The following is a 22,435-nucleotide window of genomic DNA, read 5'->3' on the forward strand; positions in this document are numbered from 1 at the left end:
CTTTCTTACCGCTCGATTACGTGAATGAATAAAACTTCCGATCGTTGCGGTCAATCAGGCGCCGCATCCACGGCCTGCTGAGATTTGCTCCTGGTTTGTTGATGTAGCATCGGAGATGATGCTTTTGATGTTGTTTCGCCTCTCTTGAGCTATCCGGCCAGGCGCCCTGACCTACACCTGGAAACCAGCTCTTCAATGCCGCGATAGGATCGTCAATGGGTTGGGCTTGGCCCGAATGCTCCATCCACAGCTTCATGCGCAGCTCCTTGGCAAACTTGCAGACTGTGGTCGGTTGCTTGTCGAGGATGCTGTTCACGGTCTCGCCATCCACAATTCCCAAAGTCAGTTCGGTCTCGATGTGCATGCTTCGCGCATCTACATTCGCGCTGCCAATTGCCACGTAGCGGTCGTCGATAATAACCAGTTTGCTGTGAACATAGATCTCCTTGTGGCCATCAGCGCTCCTTTGAAACAGCCCGTAAGGATAGATCCTAGTTGTATCTCCAAAAACAACGTTCCCTGTCATCCTGTCGACTGATAATATTTTTCGAAAGAACGCATCCCGCAGGAAAAGGCCATACTCCCCAAATTGACCGGGAAGCTCACAGCCTGCCGTCATGACGATGATCAGGTGGAGTTGTGAACCTTGCGCGTTCATCTTCTGAGCGATGAAATCAGCCAGCTCGCAGTCCCACAGGAACTGCTCTTCGATGTAGATGTAACACTCCGCCTTATCGATGGCTTTTTTTAGAGCGCACAGCACAGTGCGCTCTCCCTCCGGCATGAAGCGTCCTAACTTGCCTTCACTCGTACTCGCCTCTCCAATGGTTCGCAACACCTGTACATGTTTCTTTCCGATTTTCCTGTTGCGCTTGTCCCATGAGTTCTGACGCCCCTGTCCAGCCCACTCAGGAATGGGGCAGTGGAGCGGGTTTTGGTCCACCGTTCTCGCGTCATAACGCCAGCGCTCGGAGAAATTTGTCCACAATTGAATAAGGGCGTCGCCCCGAAGTACAACTTGAATGTCGTGCCACCCGAAATTTCCTGTTCTCCGTGTGTGCAGACCCCACTCGGCGAAGTTTGCCTTGTGGGCGGGATCATCCATGCGATGAATTGCCAGATCTATCCCACCGACGTACGCACGGGAATCATCGAAACTGGCTCTACCAAGCAGGACTTCCTTCTGATGGTGGGACATTGCGAAGTTGCTGGGCGCAGCAAGACACGCAGAGTGGTTACATTTCCCATTAACCTCTTCGACAAAATGCTTCGTCCTTTTATCACAGCCGGGGGGGCCCTTCCCGAAGGCCAACACTCGTATCTCCACTCCACGGTCGACGGCTTGCTTGAGAACGGCCGTCAGGGACGTTGCATCGTTCGCCGGGGGGTTGCGCTTTAACACGCCTAACACGTGCTCGCCAAGAGGCTGCAACACGCGCTGGGTAAGAGACCGATACTGCCAAAATTCCCATCCGGCTAGTAACACGAAGTCGTTTTGTCCGAGCAGGGCTAGATTTCTATTGAGGTCACCCATGTAGTCTGTTCCATCGACCAATGCCGTAACTTCATTGTTGGAGGTATACGGGAGTGTTAACTCTGTATTCTTTTCAAAGCCCCAATCTTTTCTCTTCCGGTTCCAGCTCTCAAGGCGACTTTTAAGTACTTGGTTCAGGTTGACCGTATTCACACCTGCGGTGTCGTCTGCTATTTCGAGAAACCAGTAACTGGGGTCCCATTTGCTCATATTAGCCTCAATAACTGGAACCAAAAAAACGAGTGCTTACTGTGGTGAGACGCTCTGAGTGATATTTTCGAATCTGCTGCGGTTTACGAGTACCTGCCTTCCTGTCCGCACCGAATGGTGATGCAGGGTTCATGATGCCCTCACGCTGCCGCTCAACCCGTCTCTCCTCGATGTCGTTCGACGTGAATGGCGCGGCCACATAAGGCAGCAGCACTGACTCACTTATCATGAACGTCAGGTAATCAATCTTACGCGCGTGGTTCCAATGGAGGTCACCACGGGCCGCATGTGGGGCTCCAGCCAGCCCCCGACAAGGGGGCCGGAGTCGTTGCGTTGGTTGCGAATCTGAGCGCGTTGTTCGAACGTTCAAGAGAACCCAAGCGCTCGCGAAGAGGTGGCCGCCTGGCGCGTCGGGATGGGTCCGTGGTTGAGTGGTGACGGAGGCGTCATCATCAAGACGAGGGCACGGGTCACAGACGGAGAGAGTGGCGGCGTGGGAGTACGCACGGAGACAGGGGAAGTAACGACCCATCGTGGTGCCCCTCACATGAGAAGCCGCACTACGCTGGCGTGCGGATTATGCTCACGCTGCGGTCCGGTGTCAATAGTATTTTTACGTGCGCTTCTCGAATTGGTACCACGGTCCTTCCCGCGCGCTCGCTACGGAAACCCTAAGCAGAGTCAGGTTGACCTGGTCCGGTTTTGACGGACACCCCAAAAGATGGCACGAGACCCCTGAGGAGGAGCTTCATGGACCATCGCCGGTCCACTTCCGAGTTGAAGCGGCACGCCGTGAATTACTACAACATCATCTCAGAACGGGATCTCGTCGAGGCGGGCCGTGCCGTGGTCGAGAAGTACCAAAAACGGGATGGCCGGCAATCGGTCGACACGTCCCAGGGAAAACATTGCCGGAAGCCGCTCCAACCGATGAAATTGTGAGCCACCATGACGGTTTTTTAAACCGCAGGTTGGCGGTTCGATTCCTCTCGCCAGCTCCACAAGAAGCGAACCTCCAACCGGGGGGTTCCGAAGGGGATGTGTCCCCTTCGTGGGGAGCATGCGAGGGGGCTGGCCCCCTCAGCAGGAGCCGCGAGGCAGGCTTCAGAGCCGAGCGGCGACGGTTGGACGGTTCGATTCCTCTCGCCGGCTCCCTACCAACCTTCGGCTAGGCCAGCGGCCATTTATCGTCTTATCGGATCGAGTCGCTGGATAAGCACCTTCAATATCTTTCTGATGCTTACCGTCGACTCTTTATCGTAGTATCGCAATTGACGCCGGCTGATAACCACCTCCGGTAGCTCCGTCTCGAACCGTCAACTAGGTTGCGGGATGTGTCCCATTCTGGGGAGCATGTGAGAGGTCTGGCCCTCCCAGCAACAGCCGCGAGCTAGGCTTCGGAGAGGCCCTCAAGTTCTCAGCCGATCAGCTGTTCGTAGAATTGAAAGGATGTCTGTGACCTTCTCAATGGATACGATGATTCGCCTGCTCCGCATTGCCAACATCGCGATGCTGTTGCTGTACGTACTAGGAACTACTATCCGAGTTTCTGCAGAAATCAGCAGACTATCGAAGGGAGGTTTCGTACCGCTGACTGCTTTCCTCACCGTCGCGTTGCTCGTGTTTGCGCTTCACGTGCTTTCGCTGTCTTACGCCTGGCGTGGATTAGGTTCAACAGCTACGCTAAGGGTTGTGCAGACCGCATGGCGCCTCAACATAGTCCTGGTCCTGTTCAGCCTGTATCAGATCGTCAGTTCGCTGCTGGACAAGACGGAAGATCTTCTTTCTAACCCGCCCTTCACCCTCTTGGTCATACTCAATGTCGTCGCACTGGGAAAACGTACATCTATGTTGAAAGCGATGCCGGCCACTCAGGGAACGGGCACTCCGCGGGCCGAGTGATGCCTGCATCCTACTCCTATGCTACAAACCTAATAGCCCCCCCGTCCCGACCTACCGTGATGGATAACTATCGATCGGAATCATTAAATGGGCATAGGGAGTGCCGGCCCACATGACCCATGGTCCGCCGTTTGTTGAATCGGTCGGCACATTTTTCAGCATCTCCGCGTCGGGCACCAGAATCATGAGGTGCGCCCCTACCCCTTCCACCCAATCATCTCCCGGCTTCGGTTCGGTCGCATACGGATCGGTATTACTCACCGGCCGGTCGCCCTGGAGCATATAGGCAATGCCGACTTGGGTGATGACAGGATCCTTCTTGTTCTTCATCGCATCCATGAAGGTGAGCCAGGGTTCGTTCATGCATATCGAATCCGTGCCCGTCGTCCCAGGATTGTCGGGCATGCACGTCCATCCATTGCTGCCTTGGCGAACGACTTGCCCATCTCGGCTCATGATCGTGGCGTGTTTGGACAATGACGACGGTGCGGCCCGTTCAGCCCCCGTCGATTCGGCTGCCTGACGGACTACGTCACGGCGCGCCCCTCCTTCACCGAGGACCGACGACGGTGATAGTGCGGCAGTTATGGCCATGATCAACGCTCCCGCCGGCACAAGCATGGACGACCTCTCTCGCGTCATAAGCACCTCTCCTTTCTCAGCAGGACGGCACCAGTCATCGATATCCTAGGCGTTCGAAGATGGGGAGCGCAATGGAAAAGGCACGGCGTGACGGACATGGACCACAGGCTTCTAGGATACGACGGGGTGGGGCACAGGGCTGCCTGAAACACAAAGAGCCGCACCATCTGAGACGCAGCTCCTTCATTCCACCTATGCCTCTTTCCAGCTCAAAGGGGCCGAGGATCTATCGGTCCGCTTCAGTCATATTCGCTTCGCGTTCGAGCTCCTCCATCTCCGAATCCGGCCTTCCTTTCGTGGTCGACGGATGAAGACCATATTTCCTTAACATCTTGTAGAAGTCGGCTCGGTACCGCCCGGCAAACTGTGCAGCACGAGAGATATTTCCGCTCGTCAATTGGAGGACATTTTTCAAATAGGTCCGCTCGAAATCTTCTTTGGCCTCTGTCAGCGGCTTGAGCGGCGAATCGGGGGACACAGTGACCGCCGGCAACAAGTCCGGCGTGAGCATATCTTGCCGCGACATCACCACGGCCTTTTCAACCACATTTTCCAACTCGCGCACGTTACCCGGCCAGGAATTGACCATAAGCCGATGGAGTGCGGCAGGCGTGAATCCCTTCACCTCCTTGTTGGCCCGCTTCACGCTGAGTTTGAGGAAGTGTTGGGCCAACAACGGGATATCGTCCCGACGCTCCCGCAGGGGTGGAATGAACAGAGGAACCACTGAGATTCGATAGTAGAGATCATTGCGGAACGTCCCGTTCTTCACCGCTTCGCCGAGGTCCTTATTGGTCGCCGCAATGATGCGAACGTCCACCTTGACCGAGGTCTCCGACCCCACTTCTCGAACCTCTCGCTCCTGTACGGCACGCAACAATTTGACCTGCATGGACAACGGCATCTCCCCGATCTCGTCGAGGAACAACGTGCCGCCGTTGGCCAATTGAAACAATCCGCGTTTCGCGCCAAGGGCGCTCGTGAAGGCGCCCTTCACATGTCCGAACAACTCGCTCTCGAACAGCGTTTCGGGTATGGCGGCGCAGTTGACTGCCACGAAAGGCCCCTTCCCGCGCCGGCTGTTGGTATGGATGACGCGCGCCATCACCTCTTTGCCGGTTCCGGTTTCGCCGAACAGCAAAATGGTCGCATCCGAATCGGCCACCTGCGCGATTTGCTGGAAGAGCCGTTGCATCGCCGGACTCCGCGCCACGACATTTTCGAGTCCGTACAGCTCTTTGACCAGCGACTTGAGCCGCTGAATCTCTCGGCCCATTCGCTGTTGCGCGAGCGCTTTCTCGATCGTGGCTTTCAGCTCTTTGTCATCAAACGGCTTCGTCAGGTACCCGAAAGCTCCCCGTTGCATCGCCTCCACGGCATTGGGAATACTCCCATGGGCCGTCAGGATGATGACCGGAAGTCCCGGATGACTCCTGAGGAGCTCTTCGGTCACGTCCAACCCATCTTCCCCGCGAAGACGCAGGTCGGTGATCGCTAAGTTAAACATCGTTTTCTTCGCCTCTCCGACCGCATCCTTCCCTGTGGTACAAGATGTGACGCCAAAACCCATCGCGGACAGACGCATTTTCAACAAATGCAGCAGCCCCTCATCATCGTCGATTACGAGAATGTTTTCTTGCTCCATAAAGCACCATCCCTTCTAATGATCGTCATGGTGTCGTTTCGTGGCCGGGAACCGGAACGGTGGTCAATGGTGGACGTATCGGACGCACCTTCTCCCGCATCTCCTGATCAATTCGTTTCAGCGCCTCAAGTTGCGTGGACAGCTCCTCAATCTTTCTGTCCCGCTCGGCAAGCTGTTTTTGAAGATTTTGAACCGTAGCGGCCGAATCTTTCGTGACCGAATCTTTCTTCGACGATAACGTCCCAATCTTTTGATCTCGTTGGGCGAGTTCACGTTGCAACGCTTCAACGGTCTGAGAATCGCCGTCCTTCGATGAACGAATTTGTTGAATCGCCGTCTGTTGACCAAGCAAATCCCGCACCAGACGATCTGCAACGAGCGCCGAGGAGGAACTCGCCTTCGCGAGGGCTGGTGCTGTAAGCACCGCCTCCGGCCAGGATTTAGGTCCGGGAGTAGAAGGTTCTTGCAGCAATTGAAGCCAGGCCTTGCTCGACTCCGCCAGTTGGCTCTGTGGAGCGACAGTCACGATTTTTTTAAAATATTTTTCAGCCACTTCACGACTTTCATAGAGCCCGAGTAATGCCCGCGTAAAGTACACATGGTCGCAGGAGCTCGATGCTCCACATTTTGAGGCCAAACTTTCTTGTTTCTTTGCAAGCGTCTGAAAAACTTCGAGATCTCGAGACTCCACGGAAAAGTAGGGATGAGAACGGGGTGGTGGCGTCGTCCAGGCCGCACACCCTGTCAACAAGTAGATAGAACTGATGATGATAGTGGAGGCTCTTGTCATCGACAGAGCTCTTTTGGTCACACTTGTCCTACCTTCTCCGGCCTTGCCAACCGTAGGATAAACCGTACAGTCGCCCCCTTGCCTTTCTCACTTTCGATCCAGATTCTTCCGCCGTGAGCCTCAACCACCTTCTTCACCAACGCCAAGCCCAATCCACTCCCCGCCGTATGCTTCGCCTTCATGCGGCCTTGAACAAAACGCTCGAACACATGGGGGAGGTCCTCCGCAGCGATCCCAGGTCCCGTATCGGAAACAGTCACCTCAAGGACTCCGGCTTGTGAGTCTGGCTTCATTTGAACCTTTACCACACCTCCCTCGGGGCTGAATTTCAGAGCGTTTGACAGTAAATTGTCGAGCACTTGTTCCAGACGAGTGGCGTCCGCTTTGACCCACGTCCGCTCCCCGATACTATCCAGCATAAGTTGCACATGTTTGGAGTCCGCCAACAGACGAACCTTATTCATGGAGATTTCAGCGATTCGGTGGAGTTCCACCGGGACAATGCGGTACTCCATCATCCCGGCTTCCATTTTCGATAAATCCAGAATCGTGGAGATCAGATGGATCAGCCGCTTGCTGCTGTCGGCCATGATCCGAAGGATTGTTCGCTGCTCCTGTACCAGCGGACCTGGAATCTCATCGAGCAGGAGGTGCGTGCCTTCTTGAATCGAGGCCATTGGGGTACGCAGTTCGTGAGACACGTGCGCGAGGAAATCCGTTTTCATATCGTCTATGTCCTGCAGCTTCTTGCCCATCCAATTTACGGTATCGACTAACTCGCGTAACTCCGCAGGAGCTTTGATTTGAAGGGACGCCCCGAGGTTTCCTTGCCCGATCTGTTTGATGTGCCCTTGCAGCTGCCGGAGCGGACGCAAAATCGTATAGCTGGCGATACCGGCAAGCCCCAAGCCAAACACCAACGCCACCAAGACAAGTTGCTCTGTGACGGCCTCTGCTTGGGCGGCGCTTGCTCGGGATTCCGTCACCCCGACACTCACTCGAGCCTCGTGTAGATCGACATAGCCCTGGATCGAAGCGGACATGCGATCCATCAGGCCATCGCGTCGGGTTTCATACTCGGGAGTAGGCTGACGGATCTTCCCCTTGGCGATCTGCAATTCATTCTGAAACAACTGAAGCTGCTCCTTCAGCAGTTCGTCCGTCTCTTGGAGCAGTTTGAGCCCCTGTGGAGAGCTTTCCTGATCTCGTAGCAATTGAAGACTGCGCTTAAACTCATCGACCTCTTCAGTCAGGTTCGTCAGAAAGGTGTGATCTCTGGTCGCAAGATATTTCTTTTCACTATTCAATTGGGCATAGAGCGAACCCAACAGCCTCTTCGCGGATTCAGCAGCCGGATAATGGTAGGACGCCATCTGGGTACTCATTGCTGTCAACTGCCGAAGCTGAAGGAGGGCGTAAATATTGACTCCTCCCATGACTGTAATAATGACGAGGGAGGTCATCACCAACCGCCAAAAGATCGAAAGTTCCACGAGTCTGCACCTTCTCCGCACCACATCGTGATGGAACAAGCTCAGGTGTAGGCTAACCCATACACTATTTCAGGTCCGATCACAAGCCAAGGACCATCAACAGCTCAAGAAGTGTCTCGAGCCGGCACGGGTACGCATGTAATGACATGAGCCTCGGTGCCAGCCTATCCCGCTTCACCCCTACTGCCTGGCGCCAAACTGGTGAGAAAATAGACGTTGCCGTCTGGACGACCCACGGAGCGAGGCAAAAAGGTGGCCGCGGAACAGCAAAATTGCCATGGCCATCGGCGGAGTCAGGAGTAGAAGAATAAACCCTTGCCCTTCGGAATCCAAGCCCACGTAGGATAACCACCCCCCGATCGCCGTGAGCGGCAGCATGAGGATTTGGAAAAAGTCGAGGCCCGCTCCCCGACCCACACGGCCGGAAAGCACAAAAAATTCCTGCAACCCGCTCGGTGAAAGCACCACCGGCAAGATGAGAATCGCGAACGGGAGGAACCACTCGACCCAATGCTCCAACACAAACTCATAGGAGGTCTTGAACACGTTCAGCGTTGAATCATGGCGGACTTGATAAATCACCTCCGGCGCCGGATTCAAGAGAATGAAGACCAGAAGCAGAAACGCCGACAAGAGAAACTGTCCATATGGATTCGCTTGCATCCCCATATCGAGCAGCATCGTCGGCAGCCACAGCACGAATCCCACGCCGATCACGTCCCAGAAATAATGCCCAAAACTCTCGGTCACATCCCTGAATTGAATGGACCTCGCCCCACTGAGAGACTGCTCGATCAGCCGGAGAGTCGCGCCCACCAACAATGCGTTGACGATGCCGAGTATGAACCCGCCTCCTATTCCCAATGGAGCGGCGATCCGTGACGTTCCCAAAAACAGGAAGGCGAATGCGATGAGAGCCACTATGGTCACCCAACTTCGAGCGAACGAACGCCATGTCGCATACAGGACATGCCGATACAGCTGAAGCGTGGCTGAAACAAGGTTGCCCATGCCGGTGCGTACCCTAATCGGGATTGAGCAAGAGGTCAAGAACTAGTCGCGCATGGAAACGGAAAAACGGATTCTATGGATTCTTGGTTGACTTGCCCCGACCTGATGATTATCACATGCTGCATCAACACATACTCTTTTCAGGAGTGAGTCATCATGGATGTGAACCGAATGACGATCAAGTTGCAAGAGGCACTCCAGTCCGCCTCTGCGCATGCGCAGCGAAGAAGCCATCAGGGCATCGATGTCGAGCACCTCCTGTTGGCGCTGCTCGACCAAGAAGGTGGAACGACTCCTGCGCTGCTCGAAGGGGCCGGTCTTGCCCTGCCTGCGGTTCGGCAAGCGGTCGAACAAGCCTTGGCAAAGCTGCCGCAAGTGCAAGGCTCCGGGGCTGCTCCCGGCCAAATGCACATCGCCACCCGCCTGACCCAGGCCCTCAATCGTGCAGAGGACGAACAGAAATCCCTCAAGGACGATTTTCTCAGCGTCGAGCATGTGCTGTTGGCCATGGTTCAGGAAGGAGGAGTGCTCAAGAAACTGGGACTCACCAGGGACCGTCTCTTGTCCGGATTGCAACAGGTGCGCGGCAATCAGCGTGTCACCAGTCAGGATCCAGAAAGTACCTATCAGTCGCTGGTGAAATACGGACGTGATCTGACCCAATTGGCGGGACAAGGCAAGCTCGACCCCGTCATTGGTCGCGACGACGAAATTAGGCGTGTGATTCAGATTCTCTCCCGTCGAACGAAGAACAACCCTGTGCTCATCGGCGAACCGGGGGTCGGAAAAACCGCGATCGTGGAAGGACTGGCGATTCGTATCGTCAAAGGGGATGTTCCCGAAGGTCTCAAACAGAAGAAGCTCTTCGCGTTGGACATGGGCTCACTTGTCGCTGGGGCCAAATTTCGAGGCGAGTTCGAGGAGCGACTCAAAGCCGTGCTCAAGGAGATTCAATCCTCCCAAGGTCAAATTCTGCTGTTCATCGATGAATTGCATACGGTGGTCGGTGCCGGAGCGGCTGAAGGCGCGATGGACGCGGCCAATCTGTTGAAACCGATGCTGGCGAGGGGCGAATTGCACCTCATCGGCGCCACGACGCTCGACGAGTACCGGAAACACATCGAAAAAGATGCCGCTTTGGAACGTCGCTTCCAGACGGTCCTGGTCGACCAGCCGTCCGTGGAGAACACCATTTCCATTTTGCGCGGCCTCAAAGAGCGGTATGAGGTCCACCATGGCGTGCGGATCAAGGACAGCGCACTGGTCGCGGCGGCGAAATTGTCGCATCGATACATTTCCGATCGGTTTCTTCCGGATAAAGCCATCGACTTGGTCGATGAGGCCGCCGCGCGGCTCAGGACCGAAATCGACAGCCTTCCGGCTGAGCTGGATGAAGTTTCACGCAAGGTGCTCCAGCTGGAAATTGAGCGGGAAGCCTTGAAAAAAGAAACGGATCCGGCGAGCACCGCCCGCTTGGCCGCTATCGAGACCGAGCTGAACGAAAAGCAACGCGACCTGCAGACCCTGAAAACCAGATGGGAATCTGAAAAGACCTCGGTCTCACGCCTTCGCAAAACCCGTGAGGCGATCGAAGACGTCAAACTGAAGATCGATCAAGCCGAGCGGGCCTATGACCTCAATCGGGTGGCTGAACTGCGGTACGGAGAGCTGCCTCGGCTTGAGCGGGAATTGGAGCTGGAACAACAGCAGTTAGGGAAGAAACAGGACGAGACAAAACTGCTGAAGGAAGAGGTTGATGAAGACGAGATTGCCGCCGTGGTCAGTCGGTGGACCGGTATTCCCGTCTCTCGTTTGCTCGAAGGGGAAACCGACAAACTGTTGAAACTCGAGGAACTGTTGCATCAACGTGTCGTAGGACAAGATGAAGCCGTTCGAGCCGTCGCAGACGCCGTGCTTCGTGCCCGGTCTGGTATCAAAGATCCCAATCGTCCGATCGGTTCATTTCTGTTCCTCGGCCCAACCGGGGTCGGGAAAACAGAATTGGCCCGTGCGCTGGCCGCAATTCTGTTCGACGACGAAGGAAATCTGATCAGAATCGACATGTCTGAATATATGGAAAAGCACACGGTCGCCCGCCTCATCGGCGCGCCTCCCGGCTACATCGGCTACGAAGAAGGCGGTCAACTCACCGAAGCCGTTCGACGGCGCCCATTCTCGGTGATCCTGTTCGATGAGATCGAAAAGGCGCACCACGATGTCTTCAATGTCTTGTTGCAAGTGCTGGACGATGGGCGACTGACCGATTCACAAGGCCGCACGGTCGATTTCAAGAACACCGTGTTGATCATGACCTCCAATATCGGCAGCCCGCACATTCTCGAAGCGCAACAACGAGGCGCATCGTATGAGCAGGTCAGAACGGTCGTCATGGGCGAACTGCGTCAACATTTTCGCCCAGAGTTCTTGAACCGGGTCGATGAACTCGTGGTGTTTCACCCCCTCGGCACCGAGCACTTGATCAAGATCGTGGAAATTCAGCTGGAGCGTCTCCGCAATCGATTGGCCGAACGGCGGATTACCCTGACACTCACCCCTGACGCGATCAGTCACCTGGGCGAACGCGGCTATGACCCGGTCTACGGCGCACGACCGCTCAAGCGCCTCATTCAGCAGGAATTGGAAACACCGATCGCGAGGTTGCTGGTGAAGGGAGAGTTGCGGGATGGTGAGACGGCGTCGGTGGATATGAAAAACGGAGACCTGATCGTGGTGCCGACGACGACCGAGCCGGCGGCTTCGCCTAACCGATAGACACAGCGCCTCCGTCGGTGTCTTGAGTAAGCCCGCTCTTCTGCTGCTTCTCAAGCTTCCACTCCGTCGGCGAGACGTGCAGCAGGCGGCCTTTCATCGTGTGAAACTCTCCTCGCGACAAAGAAATTACGTCGGAGGCCTTCACTTCGACATGGAGAAGAATTTTACCGGACTCGGTTTCTTTCATTGCCACGCTTTGGTTCGTCTTCGTCAATTCATAGGCGCGCCGTTCATTGAACATCATGGTGCTGTCCACCACCTTCGCCAGCATTCGGCCGTTCGCGTCAAACAGCGCAAAAGTCACCAGGAGATCCCCGGTTGAAGGATGTCGGGCCAGTTGGACTTGCGGCACACCTTCGACTTCGATGGTGCCGTTAGAATTGCGGTAGAGATTGGAGCCGATTTCGATATCCATGTTCCTTGCGCCTCAATGTAGTAGTCCTTCAGCCGTCCTTTGTATCCCTGAAGCTCCCTCATTTTCAATCCTATCCCACAACAATCTTTCTAGCAGACTGCGGAAAAACTCGATTTGCGTGCTTCGACAGGCTCAGCACGAACGGAAAGCTCAGTATATTCAATGACCGCTCCGTTCGTCCTGAGGCTCTCGAAGGATGAACGGAGGGGTTTTCCGCAGCCCGCTAGACGGAGTCGGTAGCTTGTGATCAGAGTGGTGCTTTGTTAGACTCGCCCTCAGCCGAAGCGAGGCAAACTATGGCTGCTCCCGCCGTACACATAAAGCGCTGGACCCGCCGGGAATACGACCGTATGGCCGAGGTGGGGATTTTCAGTCAGGATGATCGCGTCCAATTAATTGAGGGTGATATCCTCACGATGACTCCCCAAAACAGTCCACATGCATCAGCCATCGGAAAAACAGAACGGGCACTCGAACGTCTCTTCGGATCGAACGTTTGGGTGCGAGTGCAAATGCCGCTCATCGTCGACCCTGATTCAGAACCGGAGCCGGACCTGGCGGTCGTTCCTGGAACGCCTGACGACTACCGCGACGAACACCCACGGTCGGCGTTGCTTGTCGTCGAAGTGTCCGATACCACCATTTCATTGGACCGAGACCGCAAGCGCGCCATCTACGCACGCGCAAGTATCCCAGACTACTGGATCGTCAACCTCGCCGAGCGTTGTCTGGAAGTGTACCGAGATCCGGTGGCTGTTCCCGGTCAAGCAAGTGTGTACCGCTCATCCCAGCAGCTCACTCTTTCCGACAGCATTGCTCCACTGGCCGCCACCACAACCACAGTCGCCGTCGCGGATTTGCTCCCGTAAGGTCAAGCGATAGGCTTGCAGGTTTTTTGAACCTGATCGTTTCAATCATTTGACATCCGTTCGTCACCTCCACCCCTACGCAAGGGACACTCTTCGCAACATGATCTTGAACCGCAGCAAGGGAAAACCTCCTTCGCAAAACGGAATCAACGCCGTCTCATAAGCAGAATTCACCCGAGGGCGGTACCATCCCTCACTCCTTCGGCGGCGTACAGTTGGATCCGCCTCGCTCCTGGCACAGTCGATACCGCACCTGCTCCGCCCAGAATGCTAAGGTCTGATGCACATCGTCCCAAGAGTCGAAGGAATGAGCATCCAGATGCCTCTTGCCGACCCGGCGGTCGGCGGAAGCGCCAAGGACTTCACCCGTTTGAGCATCCACAATCTTCCCCTCGATGCTGGCTTCTCCGACAAAGAGAGGCTTTCCGGTCCCGAGGTCCTTCAGGAACGAGGCAAGGGCGACGTAATTCATCGGAGCGGGGATCGTGGAGACGGCGCGCAGGACGACATAGGACTGATCAGCCCGCGTGATGGCCGCTTGAATACGCAGAGTATTCGGCCCCGGCACCGAAACCATCTCGTAATCTTTCGACAAACTCTCGTACATCAGGCCGTACAACATGTCGGCCACCGCCTGGAGCTCCTTCTGTGGAGCGGTCTTATGCTCCGCAGCCGGCGGCCCCCACATGGTAACCGGTTCCAAGAGCAGCTTCTTGTATGTGCCGCGTGGGATGAGGGCCACGCGCGGACTCTTGTACACCAGGAGCGCCTCTCCCTCCTTGCCTTTCTGCATCAGTGGGTACAGATCGCCAAGAAAGCCGGATCTTTCCATCGACCTCCCTTGCTTGGTCGACGCACACCCGACCAGCAGGGCCACCATGATGAGCAATGCGACACGGGACAATGCAACCATCGGACACCTCCTTAACAATGACGATGATCCTGTGCAATGTTTTCTGCCGACGCAGTGGGATAATCTTTCTGTGAAACGCTCCTCCCCCTTACGCCGGTGACGACGGTGTCGGCAACGCGGCGGCGGCTGGAGCCGGCGTGCCGTCGATCCAAAAAGAATGACCCGCTCTGCTCCATAGTCCTGACGCAACCGATCGACAATGGTCTTCAGTCGGCTTCCGTCTACTCCTGCAGATACCGGTGTAGCCATGCTCCCTCATCGACCGCCACAAACTCGCCGAAGCCGAAGTGGCTCGACCAGCTCAACGCGGTAGGACCATTCACGGGAGTGCCAAAGGTCAACGTGGCGCCTCAGAACAACACCGGACGCATCGAGGCCAGCCTTTCTGATGCCGGCATTGTAGCGGATGTGCGGAGGGATTGACAGAACAGGCGCAGGCCCCACGAGAAGTAAAAGTAGATTTGGATAGCATTACTGAATCGAGTGTTGCTTCCCAGACAAAGGTATCCGACCCCTTTACTTCTTTCCGGATGCAGCTTAAGCGCTTTCTTCGCCTTCTGCCGACGCCACACATGATGGATCGATTTAGTCGGCGGATCAGGAATAACGCCTGGTGGATTCTTTTCATCAACGGTTAGTTCAAACGATTTCTTTCGCTGCTCATCCGTTTCATCTTCACGTAATGTTGCAGTCATCTCCATCACACTGAGCTTGGCCCAAGGCATTTGTTCCGATCGCTCGCCTTCCCTTTGTTCCTTTTCAATCGCGACGAGCAAACTCTGAAAGGCAGGTTCCAAATGGGCCTCGTCATGCACGAGCAGTACATCCTGTCCAAGAAACCCAGCATGCAGCGGCTTTGACTTGAATCCAATCCCATAGCCGTTGAAGAGCAGCCGGCTTCCGATCATGTCCACCGTGCCGCAGATCACCGCTGGTCGAGAAGGATCAGCCGACCATTCCCGGTTGTCAGCAAACTGACCGCGCAAGGTACTGATCGCCAGCTGCTGAGCATGAACCGGTACATTCTTCAGCTTCGGCAAGTTTCTGCGGATTTTCTCGACTTCACTGGTCGTCTGATCAACCACAGTCCGCCGGTTTACGACATAGACCAGGCGGCGTGGCATTTTCTCAGGCTGGTTCATCAGGGCAATGAGCCATATGGCGATGACTGATGTCTTGCCTAAGCCGGTCGGCAAGTTGCACGAAGAGGGAAACTTTCCATCACTAAACCACTTCTCGTACAGCTCTCTCTGCCAAGGAAACGACCCCCCCGTGTCCGTCAGAATCTTGAAAGCTTCTTCAAATTTGATCATTCGAGTTCTCCCGTCGGCACATCTACCAATTCAGGCAGTGTCGGGGCACAGGCGAAACGAATCTGGAATGGGTAAGGCTCATGGCCTGTCGCTTGCTCGAACCAGCGTACAAATGCGTCTCGATTGTTCATGTGGATTGTCCTATGCTTTGGACTTCATCATCTCCCGCTTCCTGACGCCCCTTGCTCATTCACAGCCTATGTTTTTCATCCGGAGATTCGCCGTCTCGACTAGGAGTCGAGGCGAGCAATTGAGTAATGTCCTCCATTTCCTCGATGGCCAGTAGAATCTGTTCCAGCGGCAATTGCGCCCAGCGGCGTAGTTGTTCACGGCGCGCGCCTTCGAAGGTGGTCAGGCGCCAGTCGAATTCTGGTGTGTGTGATTCATTGTCCGGCATCGTCTTCCAACCTCATGCGCAAGTGTTCGATATCTATCCTATCCTGCTCCCGGCCCGCGACCTCCTTCATCTTGATCAGCGTGGGGATGCTGACAAAACGCACATCAATGGCCCCATACAGAGGTTTGATCAGCGCGTTGGCATACTCCTCCTCAAACGGGAAGGGTTCCTGCACGAATATATCGATCGATGTCTCCCGGTGACGATCGCTCCAAAGTTGCAACACTTGCATGTTCTTCTCGCGTATCCAGCCCTCGCGCGTGGCTCGATCGGCAAATTGCTCCGCCGTGACCGGTACCAGTGGTTTGTAGCCAAGTGACGCCAGAGCGGCAAACGTTCGTTTGATATTGTCCGGTATCAATTGGACAACAAAATCGGCGTCCTTCGTAAAGCGCAGATACCCATGGGCGTTCACCGCAAGCCCACCGGCGACGAGATACCGCACCCCGGCCTCGTTTAGCGCGCGAACAATGGTTTCAAAACTAGCCAATCTCACGATGCAACTTCCTTTCCTTCAGCCACATATAGGCGGCGCATGCTTTGTAGCGCAAAGACCAACCGTTTCCAATAGGGCTAGCGCTAAAAGGCTGGATTTCTTGTGGAGGCCAATCATGCGCTCGGCGCACGATTCTAAGGTCGAGCACCTCATCACCGTCCGGTGGCTGAAGAAATAGCTCGCCTTCATTTCTCCATTCCCCCGCCGCCCAACGGTGCGAACGGCACGGCGGGATTAAATTTGTTCACCGGGTTCAATGGGTTGTCCGGTCGATAGCGATTCACTGGATTGAACGGATTATTTGGGTTGTATTGGTTGATCGGGTTGGTCGGATTGCCGGGATCGTACCGGTTTACGGGATTGAACGGGTTATCCGGCGCGTAAGCGTTGACGGGATTGAGCGGATTGTCCGGCTGGTACTTTGTGACAGGGTTGAAGATGTTATAGTCCCGCTCGTAGCGTGGATCGAAGCCTGGCTCGCCGTGGCTGACAGCCGTCCACAGGAGCATCGTGATCACCGCTGTGAATCCTGTCGCATATCGCATGGCCACCTCCCTGTGCAACGTGATCATGCCGCATTGTCACACAGGACTGTGACATCCGAGGTCACTCCTCGAAGAAGGTCGGTCTGGTCTGTCTCGTCTATCTGGTCTCTCTGGTCTGTTTGGTGAAACAAGTTGGGAGATCACTCATCGGTCCAGATCCTTTTCGCTTCCTCCCTCACGGCTTTCCGCAGGGTCTCAGGCCGGATTACCGTCACACCGCTGCCGAAACTCAGAATCCAGCCGAGCAGTTCCCGGGTCTCGGCAAGGGACAAGGTCATTCGCAGCCGCCCTCGGCTCAGATGCAGGAGCCGCTGGCTGGGATGCCAGACACGGTCCTTCACCCAGGCAGCAGTCGGTTTATCGAACAGAAGTTCCACCTCGATCCGCGGGCCGCGCATGACGGTCAACGCATCCTGCACGAACGCATCCAAATCGAAGCCGAGCGGTAATTGATAGGGATGATCGGTCAGCGTGACGGATGTGATCCGCTCGACGGCGAACATGCGCGGTTCTTTGCGGAGGTGGCAGTAGCCGATCAGGTAGAGTCCGCCTGACGCGTACCAGAGCCGGTAGGGATCGATCTCGCGCCTGGTCATGCGGGTACGAGAGGCCGAGAAATAGCGCACTTGCACGGTCCGGTGCTTGTCGACCGCTTGGGTGAGCCGATCAATGGTCTCTCGATGTTGCTTGTAGGTCTTGTGCGGGCCAAGGCCGACTGCAAACACATTCTGGACTCGTTGCATATAGTCGAGCGATACTGGAGGCAGAAGGCTCGAAGCTTTCGCCATGGCCGAATCCAGGGCTGCCTGAATGTGCGTGCCTGCCAACGGCTTGAGGAGCGCCCGGCTCATCACCAGCGCCATCAGTTCAGTCGGCGACAACGACAAGGCCGGAGCCTGACGCACTCCATCCATAAGGCGCCATCGTACAGAGCCGTCGATCTGTTCACTGATGAGAGGAAATCCGGCTGACTCGAGCGCCTCCAGATCGCGCCTGACCGTCCGGGCATGGCGACTATAGTCGGCGGGCAGCCGCTTGCGCAGTTCATCCAGCGTCACGCCGCGCGGCGATTCCAGCAATCGAAGCACATGCCACTGCCTGGTCACTTGATCATTGCGCGGCATCGGTTACTCTCTCGACCAGCAGGAACTACACAGCACTCAGTGGAGATTGCCTCTCCTTCGTATCACGATAAGGCGATAAGAATGAAGGAATGCTTTGATTTGCGAGTGGATGGCAGGGAACGGATCATGAAGAATCTGTACGGAGGTGAGTTAAGGAGCGCTTATGTCTTAACAGGTGGAAAACTCGGTTGATGCCGAAAATATAGCCGGAAGTGTCCGTTCGGTGCCAACGCCAGAATACCTTCAGGATGCTCAAAAAGGCTGTCCAGCAAGGCCGCAGCGAGCGAAGAAGCGAGGCGTACGCTTCGGTACGTTGAGCCTCTGAGCGATACGAGAACGCCGCTGGCGGACTTTTTCAGCATCCTGCTAAGACTTTTTAATCCGATTCAGAATCAACGCGACACAGCCTCCCAGCAATCCTCCGCCCATGATGGTGGTCAGCACCTCGACGAGTTTCAGTTCCCAGACGGACCCTTGAGCCTGCATGACTTCTCTGATGCCGCCTTGCACCATGATAACGGCCAGGGCCATCGTCGCTCCCACGACAAACCACCAGAGAAACACTTTTACCGATGCCACTGAAGCCTCACACGTCAGGATTGCGGTCGAATGAACGATATTGAATAGCCTCCGCGATGTGGACGGCCTCAATCTTATCAGCGTCAGCTAAGTCGGCAATGGTGCGAGCGACGCGCAGGATGCGACCATGCGCCCGCGCCGACAGTCGGAGCCTGGCCATCGCTTGTTCAAGCAAGTCTTGGGCTGGTTGACCCAGGCCACAATACCGCTTTACCATCCGCGGCTTCAACTGGGCATTCGTGTAGATGCCGTCGCTTCGGTACCGCCGCCGTTGGCGCTCGCGGGCCGCCATGACACGTGATCTGATCGAGGTCGATCCTTCGGGAGCAGGGAGTTCGGTGCGTAGTTCGCGCACCGGAACAGGCGGCACGTCCAGGTGAATATCCAGCCGATCGAGCAGCGGCCCGGAGAGTTTCGAGCGATACCGACGAATCTGAGTGCCGGTACAAATACAGGGCCTGGTTCGATCCCCATAATATCCGCAAGGACAAGGATTCATCGCGGCAATCAACATGAAGCGAGCAGGATATTTCAGGGTTCCGCTCGCTCTGGTCAAGATCACATGTCCATCTTCCAACGGTTGCCGCAATCCCTCAAGCACGCCCCGTTTGAACTCGGGTGACTCATCCAGAAACAGCACGCCGTTATGCGCCAGTGAGACCTCCCCAGGCTTTGGAACGGTGCCCCCTCCCACCAGCCCGGCATCCGAGATACTGTGATGAGGAGCTCGGAACGGGCGTACCGCCAGCAAGGGCCGATCCGGAGTCAGTTGCCCGGCCACGCTATGGACGCGCGTCGTTTCAATCGCCTCTTGCAATTCCAACAACGGAAGGATCGAGGGAAGCCTCCGTGCCAACATCGTCTTGCCGGAACCAGGCGGACCGACCATCAGCACGTTATGCCCGCCGGCTGCCGCGACTTCGAGTGCGCGCTTCGCATGCTCCTGCCCTCGAACGTCTGAATAGTCTTCATCCTCCGCCGTCCTGGCTGATTCCAGCAAATCTTGGTTTGAGCAAGTTGGAACAATGCGTTGACTTCCCTTGAGAAACTCCACAGCTTCCGGAAGACTGCGGATCGGGTAGGCGCTCACTCCTTCCACCAGCGCGGCTTCGGGGCCGTTATCGGCGGGCAGTAACAACTCGTATCCGGACCGGCAAGCGAGCGCAAACGATAGGGCCCCGGTGATCGATTTCACCCGACCGTCTAAAGACAGTTCTCCGATCAAGACACGCTTTTCCAGCATGGCCTGAGGGATGACATCTTCGGCGACGAGAATCCCGACAGCGATGGCGAGATCGAGCCCCGAGCCCTCTTTTTTGACCCCGGCGGGAGCCAGATTCACGGTAATTCGCTTGGCAGGAAAGTGAAACCCGGTGTTTTTCAGCGCGGAGCGCACACGGTCGCGACTTTCCTTGACGGTCGCGTCAGGCAACCCGACAACCGAGAACTGCGGCAGGCCGCCGGCGATATCGACTTCGACATCGACGAGATGGGCATCCAGCCCGACGAGTGCCGCGCTCGCAACCTTGGCAAGCATGAAAATACTGCCTTTCTACTCTAGACCGCGGCCAAACCGGGTGATTATAGGAAGTCTCTTAGGGGATTTCAATAGAGCAACCGGCTGCGGGATCTTCTCTAGCACCATTCTCACCGACTCTGTATAATCCGCCCATGTGCCTCTGGTTTCGCCCGGAGGGAGCCATCGCTTCGAATCGGTTACGATCCAACCGGTCGCCTTGCCTGCTCATCGCTTTCATTCCGCTATCTATACTGATTTTTTCCGTCGTGGCCAGCATTTCTCCATCCTCCGCGGCGAGCCGAATCCCCGGGATTCCGGCGCAACACGCAAGAAGCGCATCCCCTGTTGTCGGGTCGGCCATGGCAGTTCTCGCGACGCTCGAACAAGCACAGGTGCTTCCACCGGAGGGCACCAAAGAAGCCGATCGCGTCATCAAGTCCGTGATCCAGTTCCAATCCGCGTTTAGTAAGAGCACCGATGCGTCGGTACAGGGTTTTCTGCGCGATGCCGTTGGCGGCAAGTACGGCGAGGAAGCCACTCTCCTTCTCGAACGATTTCGTGCAAGCGGATGGACCGCGGAAATATTGGAAGCGCTCGCGGACGCGGACCAGCGTACTTCTGCGGAAGAGCTGGAGCGGCTGGCAACCGGTTTTGGACAATTCAACCTATCGGTCGACGATTTCAAGCGATTCATGCAGCTCGTACGAGAGGGCCGGTCGGCGCTCACCGCGCGAGGGCAACGTTTTGAAGAGGTCTTTGATCACCATCGAAAGACGATGCCGGGGGCGGCGGGACGGTGAATCGTGTATCTCGTGAAGCGTATCTTGCATCCCGCAACCACGACAAAGATATGAATGTTCTACATCTTACGTATTCCCAACTACACACTACGTATCACGCTCGCCTCGCGACGAAGCGGATTTTACGAACGACCGAACCTACAAGGAGGGACACATGGCGACAAGAGCCTACATTCTCATTAAAGTGAAAACGGGAAAGACCAAGGAGGTGGTCGGCGCGCTGAAACAAATACCCGGCGTGGAACAGGCTCACTCCTGCTTCGGCCGTCCGGATATTTTTGTCTTTATCAGCGTCCAGGATGAACGGGCACTCTCCGATGTCGTCATCACGAAGATCCATGCGATCGACGGCGTGGAAGAGACGGATACCCACATCGTCGCGGAACCTTAGTGTGCGCGGAACCTTAGTGTGAAAGAGGAAGGGTGACCGGCTTGCCTCCCGCCTGCGCCGACAGGTAACAGGCATCGGCGATTTCCACGGCACGACACCCATCCTCCCCCGTGATGGGCATTGAGCCATTGTTTGCCACCGCCTGCAAAAAGGCCGTGAGAGTGGCAAGAACGGTCTGGGACGGAGGAGGGGTGGCATTCATCGTCTCAACACCGGCATCATCCACACAGCGAATTCGACGTTGCATCCAGTCGGCTTCCACGCACCCCTGTGAACCAATCCATATCGCTCGACCGGCACGCGCCCCTAAGACTCGTGCGACTTCTATCCGGCAGGTCGTCCCCCCGATCGTGGTGAGATCAACCGAGGCTCTCGTTTCCGGCGCATGTGGGGGGTGCTGGTCCATCGTGCACCGCACGTCTTGTACCTCTCCACCGATCATGAACCGAACCAGGTCGAGCATGTGAACACCGATTTCCAGCAGCGCACCCCGCCCCCCATAACCCGCGACATGGTCGGGAGCTGTTTGTCGTACCTCAATGTGGAACAGTAAGTTCAGTTGTTGCGAACGCCCGATACAAGGTTGGAGCAGCTTCATGTGCTGAATCGTATTGTCGTATCGGAGGGTCTGCGCCGTCATCAACGGCACAGCAGCTTCACGAGCTAAGGCAACCATCGCATAAGCATCGGACGAAGTGGTCCCCAACGGTTTTTCAATCAGGATGGGTTTGCGGGCCTGGACCGCCAACCGACAGATCTCCAGAGAGAATATGGGAGGAGTGACAACGATGACCACGTCGACCATGGGGTCGGCGATCAGCGACAGGGCCTCCCCATAGATCTTGACCGGTGGGGCTCCGGGAACATCGAACCCTTGCTCAGGATGTCGACGGCAGACCGCACTCAGAAAAGCAGCCGGGAGGTCGCGCACGATGTGCTGCGCATACCGAAGCCCATGCCTGCCCACCCCGATCAACCCTACACCAATGCGACCCTGATTCACGAGTCCCTCACGACTGATTCAGAGTAAAACGGAAGCCTCGATCAGTCAACGCCGCTCATTTGACATTCCCGC

The 22,435-nt window shown here is 56.1% G+C and carries 23 protein-coding genes; 6 read left to right on the top strand and 17 right to left on the bottom strand.

What is annotated here, in order from left to right; genetic code table 11:
• Positions 1-16: 16 nt before the first annotated feature.
• Positions 17-1,744: a phospholipase D-like domain-containing protein gene (locus P0120_00735; GenBank protein ID MDF0672855.1), complete on the bottom strand. Its 1,728-nt coding sequence runs from the start codon at positions 1,742-1,744 to the stop codon at positions 17-19.
• A gap of 750 nt (positions 1,745-2,494) precedes the next feature.
• Here P0120_00735 and P0120_00740 point away from each other — a divergent pair.
• The gene (locus tag P0120_00740) at positions 2,495-2,686 is read left to right on the top strand and encodes a hypothetical protein (GenBank protein MDF0672856.1); all 192 of its coding nucleotides are present in this window, start codon (positions 2,495-2,497) and stop codon (positions 2,684-2,686) included.
• A gap of 513 nt (positions 2,687-3,199) precedes the next feature.
• On the top strand, positions 3,200-3,646 hold the full coding sequence (locus tag P0120_00745) for a hypothetical protein (protein ID MDF0672857.1): 447 nt from the start codon (positions 3,200-3,202) through the stop codon (positions 3,644-3,646).
• A 51-nt stretch (positions 3,647-3,697) separates the two neighbouring features.
• Here P0120_00745 and P0120_00750 read toward each other — a convergent pair whose 3' ends face one another.
• From P0120_00750 to P0120_00770, 5 genes are all read right to left on the bottom strand, one after another.
• A complete protein-coding gene (locus P0120_00750) occupies positions 3,698-4,288 on the bottom strand; it encodes a hypothetical protein (GenBank protein ID MDF0672858.1) in 591 nt (196 codons plus the stop codon).
• Between the two features lie 226 nt (positions 4,289-4,514).
• Positions 4,515-5,933 carry a sigma-54 dependent transcriptional regulator gene (locus tag P0120_00755; protein MDF0672859.1) on the bottom strand — a complete coding sequence of 473 codons (1,419 nt, stop codon included), beginning with the start codon at positions 5,931-5,933 and terminating at the stop codon, positions 4,515-4,517.
• Between the two features lie 25 nt (positions 5,934-5,958).
• Positions 5,959-6,723 carry a hypothetical protein gene (locus P0120_00760; GenBank protein MDF0672860.1) on the bottom strand — a complete coding sequence of 255 codons (765 nt, stop codon included), beginning with the start codon at positions 6,721-6,723 and terminating at the stop codon, positions 5,959-5,961.
• A gap of 17 nt (positions 6,724-6,740) precedes the next feature.
• Positions 6,741-8,216, bottom strand: a complete 1,476-nt coding sequence (locus tag P0120_00765) for an ATP-binding protein (GenBank protein MDF0672861.1) — start codon at positions 8,214-8,216, stop codon at positions 6,741-6,743.
• Between the two features lie 180 nt (positions 8,217-8,396).
• Positions 8,397-9,227: a hypothetical protein gene (locus tag P0120_00770; GenBank protein MDF0672862.1), complete on the bottom strand. Its 831-nt coding sequence runs from the start codon at positions 9,225-9,227 to the stop codon at positions 8,397-8,399.
• Between the two features lie 156 nt (positions 9,228-9,383).
• Between P0120_00770 and clpB the strand changes: the two genes are divergently transcribed.
• Positions 9,384-11,999 carry an ATP-dependent chaperone ClpB gene (clpB, locus tag P0120_00775; protein ID MDF0672863.1) on the top strand — a complete coding sequence of 872 codons (2,616 nt, stop codon included), beginning with the start codon at positions 9,384-9,386 and terminating at the stop codon, positions 11,997-11,999.
• Here clpB and P0120_00780 read toward each other — a convergent pair.
• Positions 11,989-12,414, bottom strand: coding sequence for a hypothetical protein (locus P0120_00780; GenBank protein ID MDF0672864.1), 426 nt, complete (start codon positions 12,412-12,414; stop codon positions 11,989-11,991). The genes clpB and P0120_00780 overlap by 11 nt on opposite strands.
• A 296-nt stretch (positions 12,415-12,710) precedes the next feature.
• On the opposite strand from P0120_00780, the gene P0120_00785 reads away from it, so the two are divergent.
• Positions 12,711-13,283 carry a Uma2 family endonuclease gene (locus P0120_00785; protein MDF0672865.1) on the top strand — a complete coding sequence of 191 codons (573 nt, stop codon included), beginning with the start codon at positions 12,711-12,713 and terminating at the stop codon, positions 13,281-13,283.
• Between the two features lie 193 nt (positions 13,284-13,476).
• On the opposite strand, the gene P0120_00790 is transcribed toward P0120_00785, so the two are convergent.
• The 9 genes from P0120_00790 to P0120_00830 form a co-directional block, all read right to left on the bottom strand.
• Complete coding sequence (locus tag P0120_00790; protein ID MDF0672866.1) at positions 13,477-14,196, bottom strand: DUF3313 domain-containing protein; 720 nt, start codon at positions 14,194-14,196, stop codon at positions 13,477-13,479.
• A 350-nt stretch (positions 14,197-14,546) separates the two neighbouring features.
• Positions 14,547-15,509, bottom strand: coding sequence for a type I-U CRISPR-associated helicase/endonuclease Cas3 (gene cas3u / locus P0120_00795; GenBank protein MDF0672867.1), 963 nt, complete (start codon positions 15,507-15,509; stop codon positions 14,547-14,549).
• Positions 15,506-15,640, bottom strand: coding sequence for a hypothetical protein (locus P0120_00800; protein MDF0672868.1), 135 nt, complete (start codon positions 15,638-15,640; stop codon positions 15,506-15,508). The genes cas3u and P0120_00800 overlap by 4 nt, the downstream gene beginning before the upstream one ends.
• A 59-nt stretch (positions 15,641-15,699) precedes the next feature.
• On the bottom strand, positions 15,700-15,906 hold the full coding sequence (locus P0120_00805; protein ID MDF0672869.1) for a hypothetical protein: 207 nt from the start codon (positions 15,904-15,906) through the stop codon (positions 15,700-15,702).
• Positions 15,893-16,402 carry a hypothetical protein gene (locus P0120_00810; protein ID MDF0672870.1) on the bottom strand — a complete coding sequence of 170 codons (510 nt, stop codon included), beginning with the start codon at positions 16,400-16,402 and terminating at the stop codon, positions 15,893-15,895. The genes P0120_00805 and P0120_00810 overlap by 14 nt, the downstream gene beginning before the upstream one ends.
• A gap of 185 nt (positions 16,403-16,587) precedes the next feature.
• Positions 16,588-16,947 carry a hypothetical protein gene (locus P0120_00815; GenBank protein ID MDF0672871.1) on the bottom strand — a complete coding sequence of 120 codons (360 nt, stop codon included), beginning with the start codon at positions 16,945-16,947 and terminating at the stop codon, positions 16,588-16,590.
• Positions 16,948-17,087: 140 nt separating this feature from the next.
• Positions 17,088-18,071 carry a WYL domain-containing protein gene (locus P0120_00820; protein ID MDF0672872.1) on the bottom strand — a complete coding sequence of 328 codons (984 nt, stop codon included), beginning with the start codon at positions 18,069-18,071 and terminating at the stop codon, positions 17,088-17,090.
• Positions 18,072-18,437: 366 nt separating this feature from the next.
• Positions 18,438-18,650 (bottom strand): hypothetical protein, encoded by a 213-nt coding sequence (locus tag P0120_00825; GenBank protein ID MDF0672873.1) that lies wholly within the window; start codon positions 18,648-18,650, stop codon positions 18,438-18,440.
• Positions 18,651-18,657: 7 nt separating this feature from the next.
• Entirely contained in the window at positions 18,658-20,187 is a 1,530-nt protein-coding gene (locus P0120_00830) for a YifB family Mg chelatase-like AAA ATPase (GenBank protein MDF0672874.1), read from the bottom strand.
• Between the two features lie 341 nt (positions 20,188-20,528).
• Here P0120_00830 and P0120_00835 point away from each other — a divergent pair, with 341 nt between their 5' ends.
• Together P0120_00835 and P0120_00840 are read left to right on the top strand one after the other, a co-directional pair.
• The gene (locus P0120_00835) at positions 20,529-20,969 is read left to right on the top strand and encodes a hypothetical protein (GenBank protein ID MDF0672875.1); all 441 of its coding nucleotides are present in this window, start codon (positions 20,529-20,531) and stop codon (positions 20,967-20,969) included.
• Between the two features lie 154 nt (positions 20,970-21,123).
• On the top strand, positions 21,124-21,360 hold the full coding sequence (locus P0120_00840; GenBank protein ID MDF0672876.1) for an Lrp/AsnC ligand binding domain-containing protein: 237 nt from the start codon (positions 21,124-21,126) through the stop codon (positions 21,358-21,360).
• Positions 21,361-21,373: 13 nt separating this feature from the next.
• On the opposite strand, the gene P0120_00845 is transcribed toward P0120_00840, so the two are convergent.
• Positions 21,374-22,363, bottom strand: coding sequence for a Gfo/Idh/MocA family oxidoreductase (locus tag P0120_00845; protein MDF0672877.1), 990 nt, complete (start codon positions 22,361-22,363; stop codon positions 21,374-21,376).
• Between the last annotated feature and the right edge of the window lie 72 nt (positions 22,364-22,435).

The sequence above is a fragment of the Nitrospira sp. genome (assembly GCA_029194675.1).
In the GTDB taxonomy this organism is placed as follows: domain Bacteria; phylum Nitrospirota; class Nitrospiria; order Nitrospirales; family Nitrospiraceae; genus Nitrospira_D.

Bases quoted from the DNA above. Each gene is read 5' to 3' on its own strand.
- P0120_00735 (MDF0672855.1), bottom strand. From the start codon at position 1,744: ATGAGCAAATGGGACCCCAGTTACTGGTTTCTCGAAATAGCAGACGAC.
- P0120_00740 (MDF0672856.1), top strand. From the start codon at position 2,495: ATGGACCATCGCCGGTCCACTTCCGAGTTGAAGCGGCACGCCGTGAAT.
- P0120_00750 (MDF0672858.1), bottom strand. From the start codon at position 4,288: ATGACGCGAGAGAGGTCGTCCATGCTTGTGCCGGCGGGAGCGTTGATC.
- P0120_00755 (MDF0672859.1), bottom strand. From the start codon at position 5,933: ATGGAGCAAGAAAACATTCTCGTAATCGACGATGATGAGGGGCTGCTG.
- P0120_00760 (MDF0672860.1), bottom strand. From the start codon at position 6,723: ATGACAAGAGCCTCCACTATCATCATCAGTTCTATCTACTTGTTGACA.
- P0120_00770 (MDF0672862.1), bottom strand. From the start codon at position 9,227: ATGGGCAACCTTGTTTCAGCCACGCTTCAGCTGTATCGGCATGTCCTG.
- clpB (MDF0672863.1), top strand. From the start codon at position 9,384: ATGGATGTGAACCGAATGACGATCAAGTTGCAAGAGGCACTCCAGTCC.
- P0120_00780 (MDF0672864.1), bottom strand. From the start codon at position 12,414: ATGGATATCGAAATCGGCTCCAATCTCTACCGCAATTCTAACGGCACC.
- P0120_00785 (MDF0672865.1), top strand. From the start codon at position 12,711: ATGGCTGCTCCCGCCGTACACATAAAGCGCTGGACCCGCCGGGAATAC.
- P0120_00790 (MDF0672866.1), bottom strand. From the start codon at position 14,196: ATGGTTGCATTGTCCCGTGTCGCATTGCTCATCATGGTGGCCCTGCTG.
- cas3u (MDF0672867.1), bottom strand. From the start codon at position 15,509: ATGATCAAATTTGAAGAAGCTTTCAAGATTCTGACGGACACGGGGGGG.
- P0120_00800 (MDF0672868.1), bottom strand. From the start codon at position 15,640: ATGAACAATCGAGACGCATTTGTACGCTGGTTCGAGCAAGCGACAGGC.
- P0120_00805 (MDF0672869.1), bottom strand. From the start codon at position 15,906: ATGCCGGACAATGAATCACACACACCAGAATTCGACTGGCGCCTGACC.
- P0120_00815 (MDF0672871.1), bottom strand. From the start codon at position 16,947: ATGCGATATGCGACAGGATTCACAGCGGTGATCACGATGCTCCTGTGG.
- P0120_00820 (MDF0672872.1), bottom strand. From the start codon at position 18,071: ATGCCGCGCAATGATCAAGTGACCAGGCAGTGGCATGTGCTTCGATTG.
- P0120_00830 (MDF0672874.1), bottom strand. From the start codon at position 20,187: ATGCTTGCCAAGGTTGCGAGCGCGGCACTCGTCGGGCTGGATGCCCAT.
- P0120_00835 (MDF0672875.1), top strand. From the start codon at position 20,529: ATGGCAGTTCTCGCGACGCTCGAACAAGCACAGGTGCTTCCACCGGAG.
- P0120_00840 (MDF0672876.1), top strand. From the start codon at position 21,124: ATGGCGACAAGAGCCTACATTCTCATTAAAGTGAAAACGGGAAAGACC.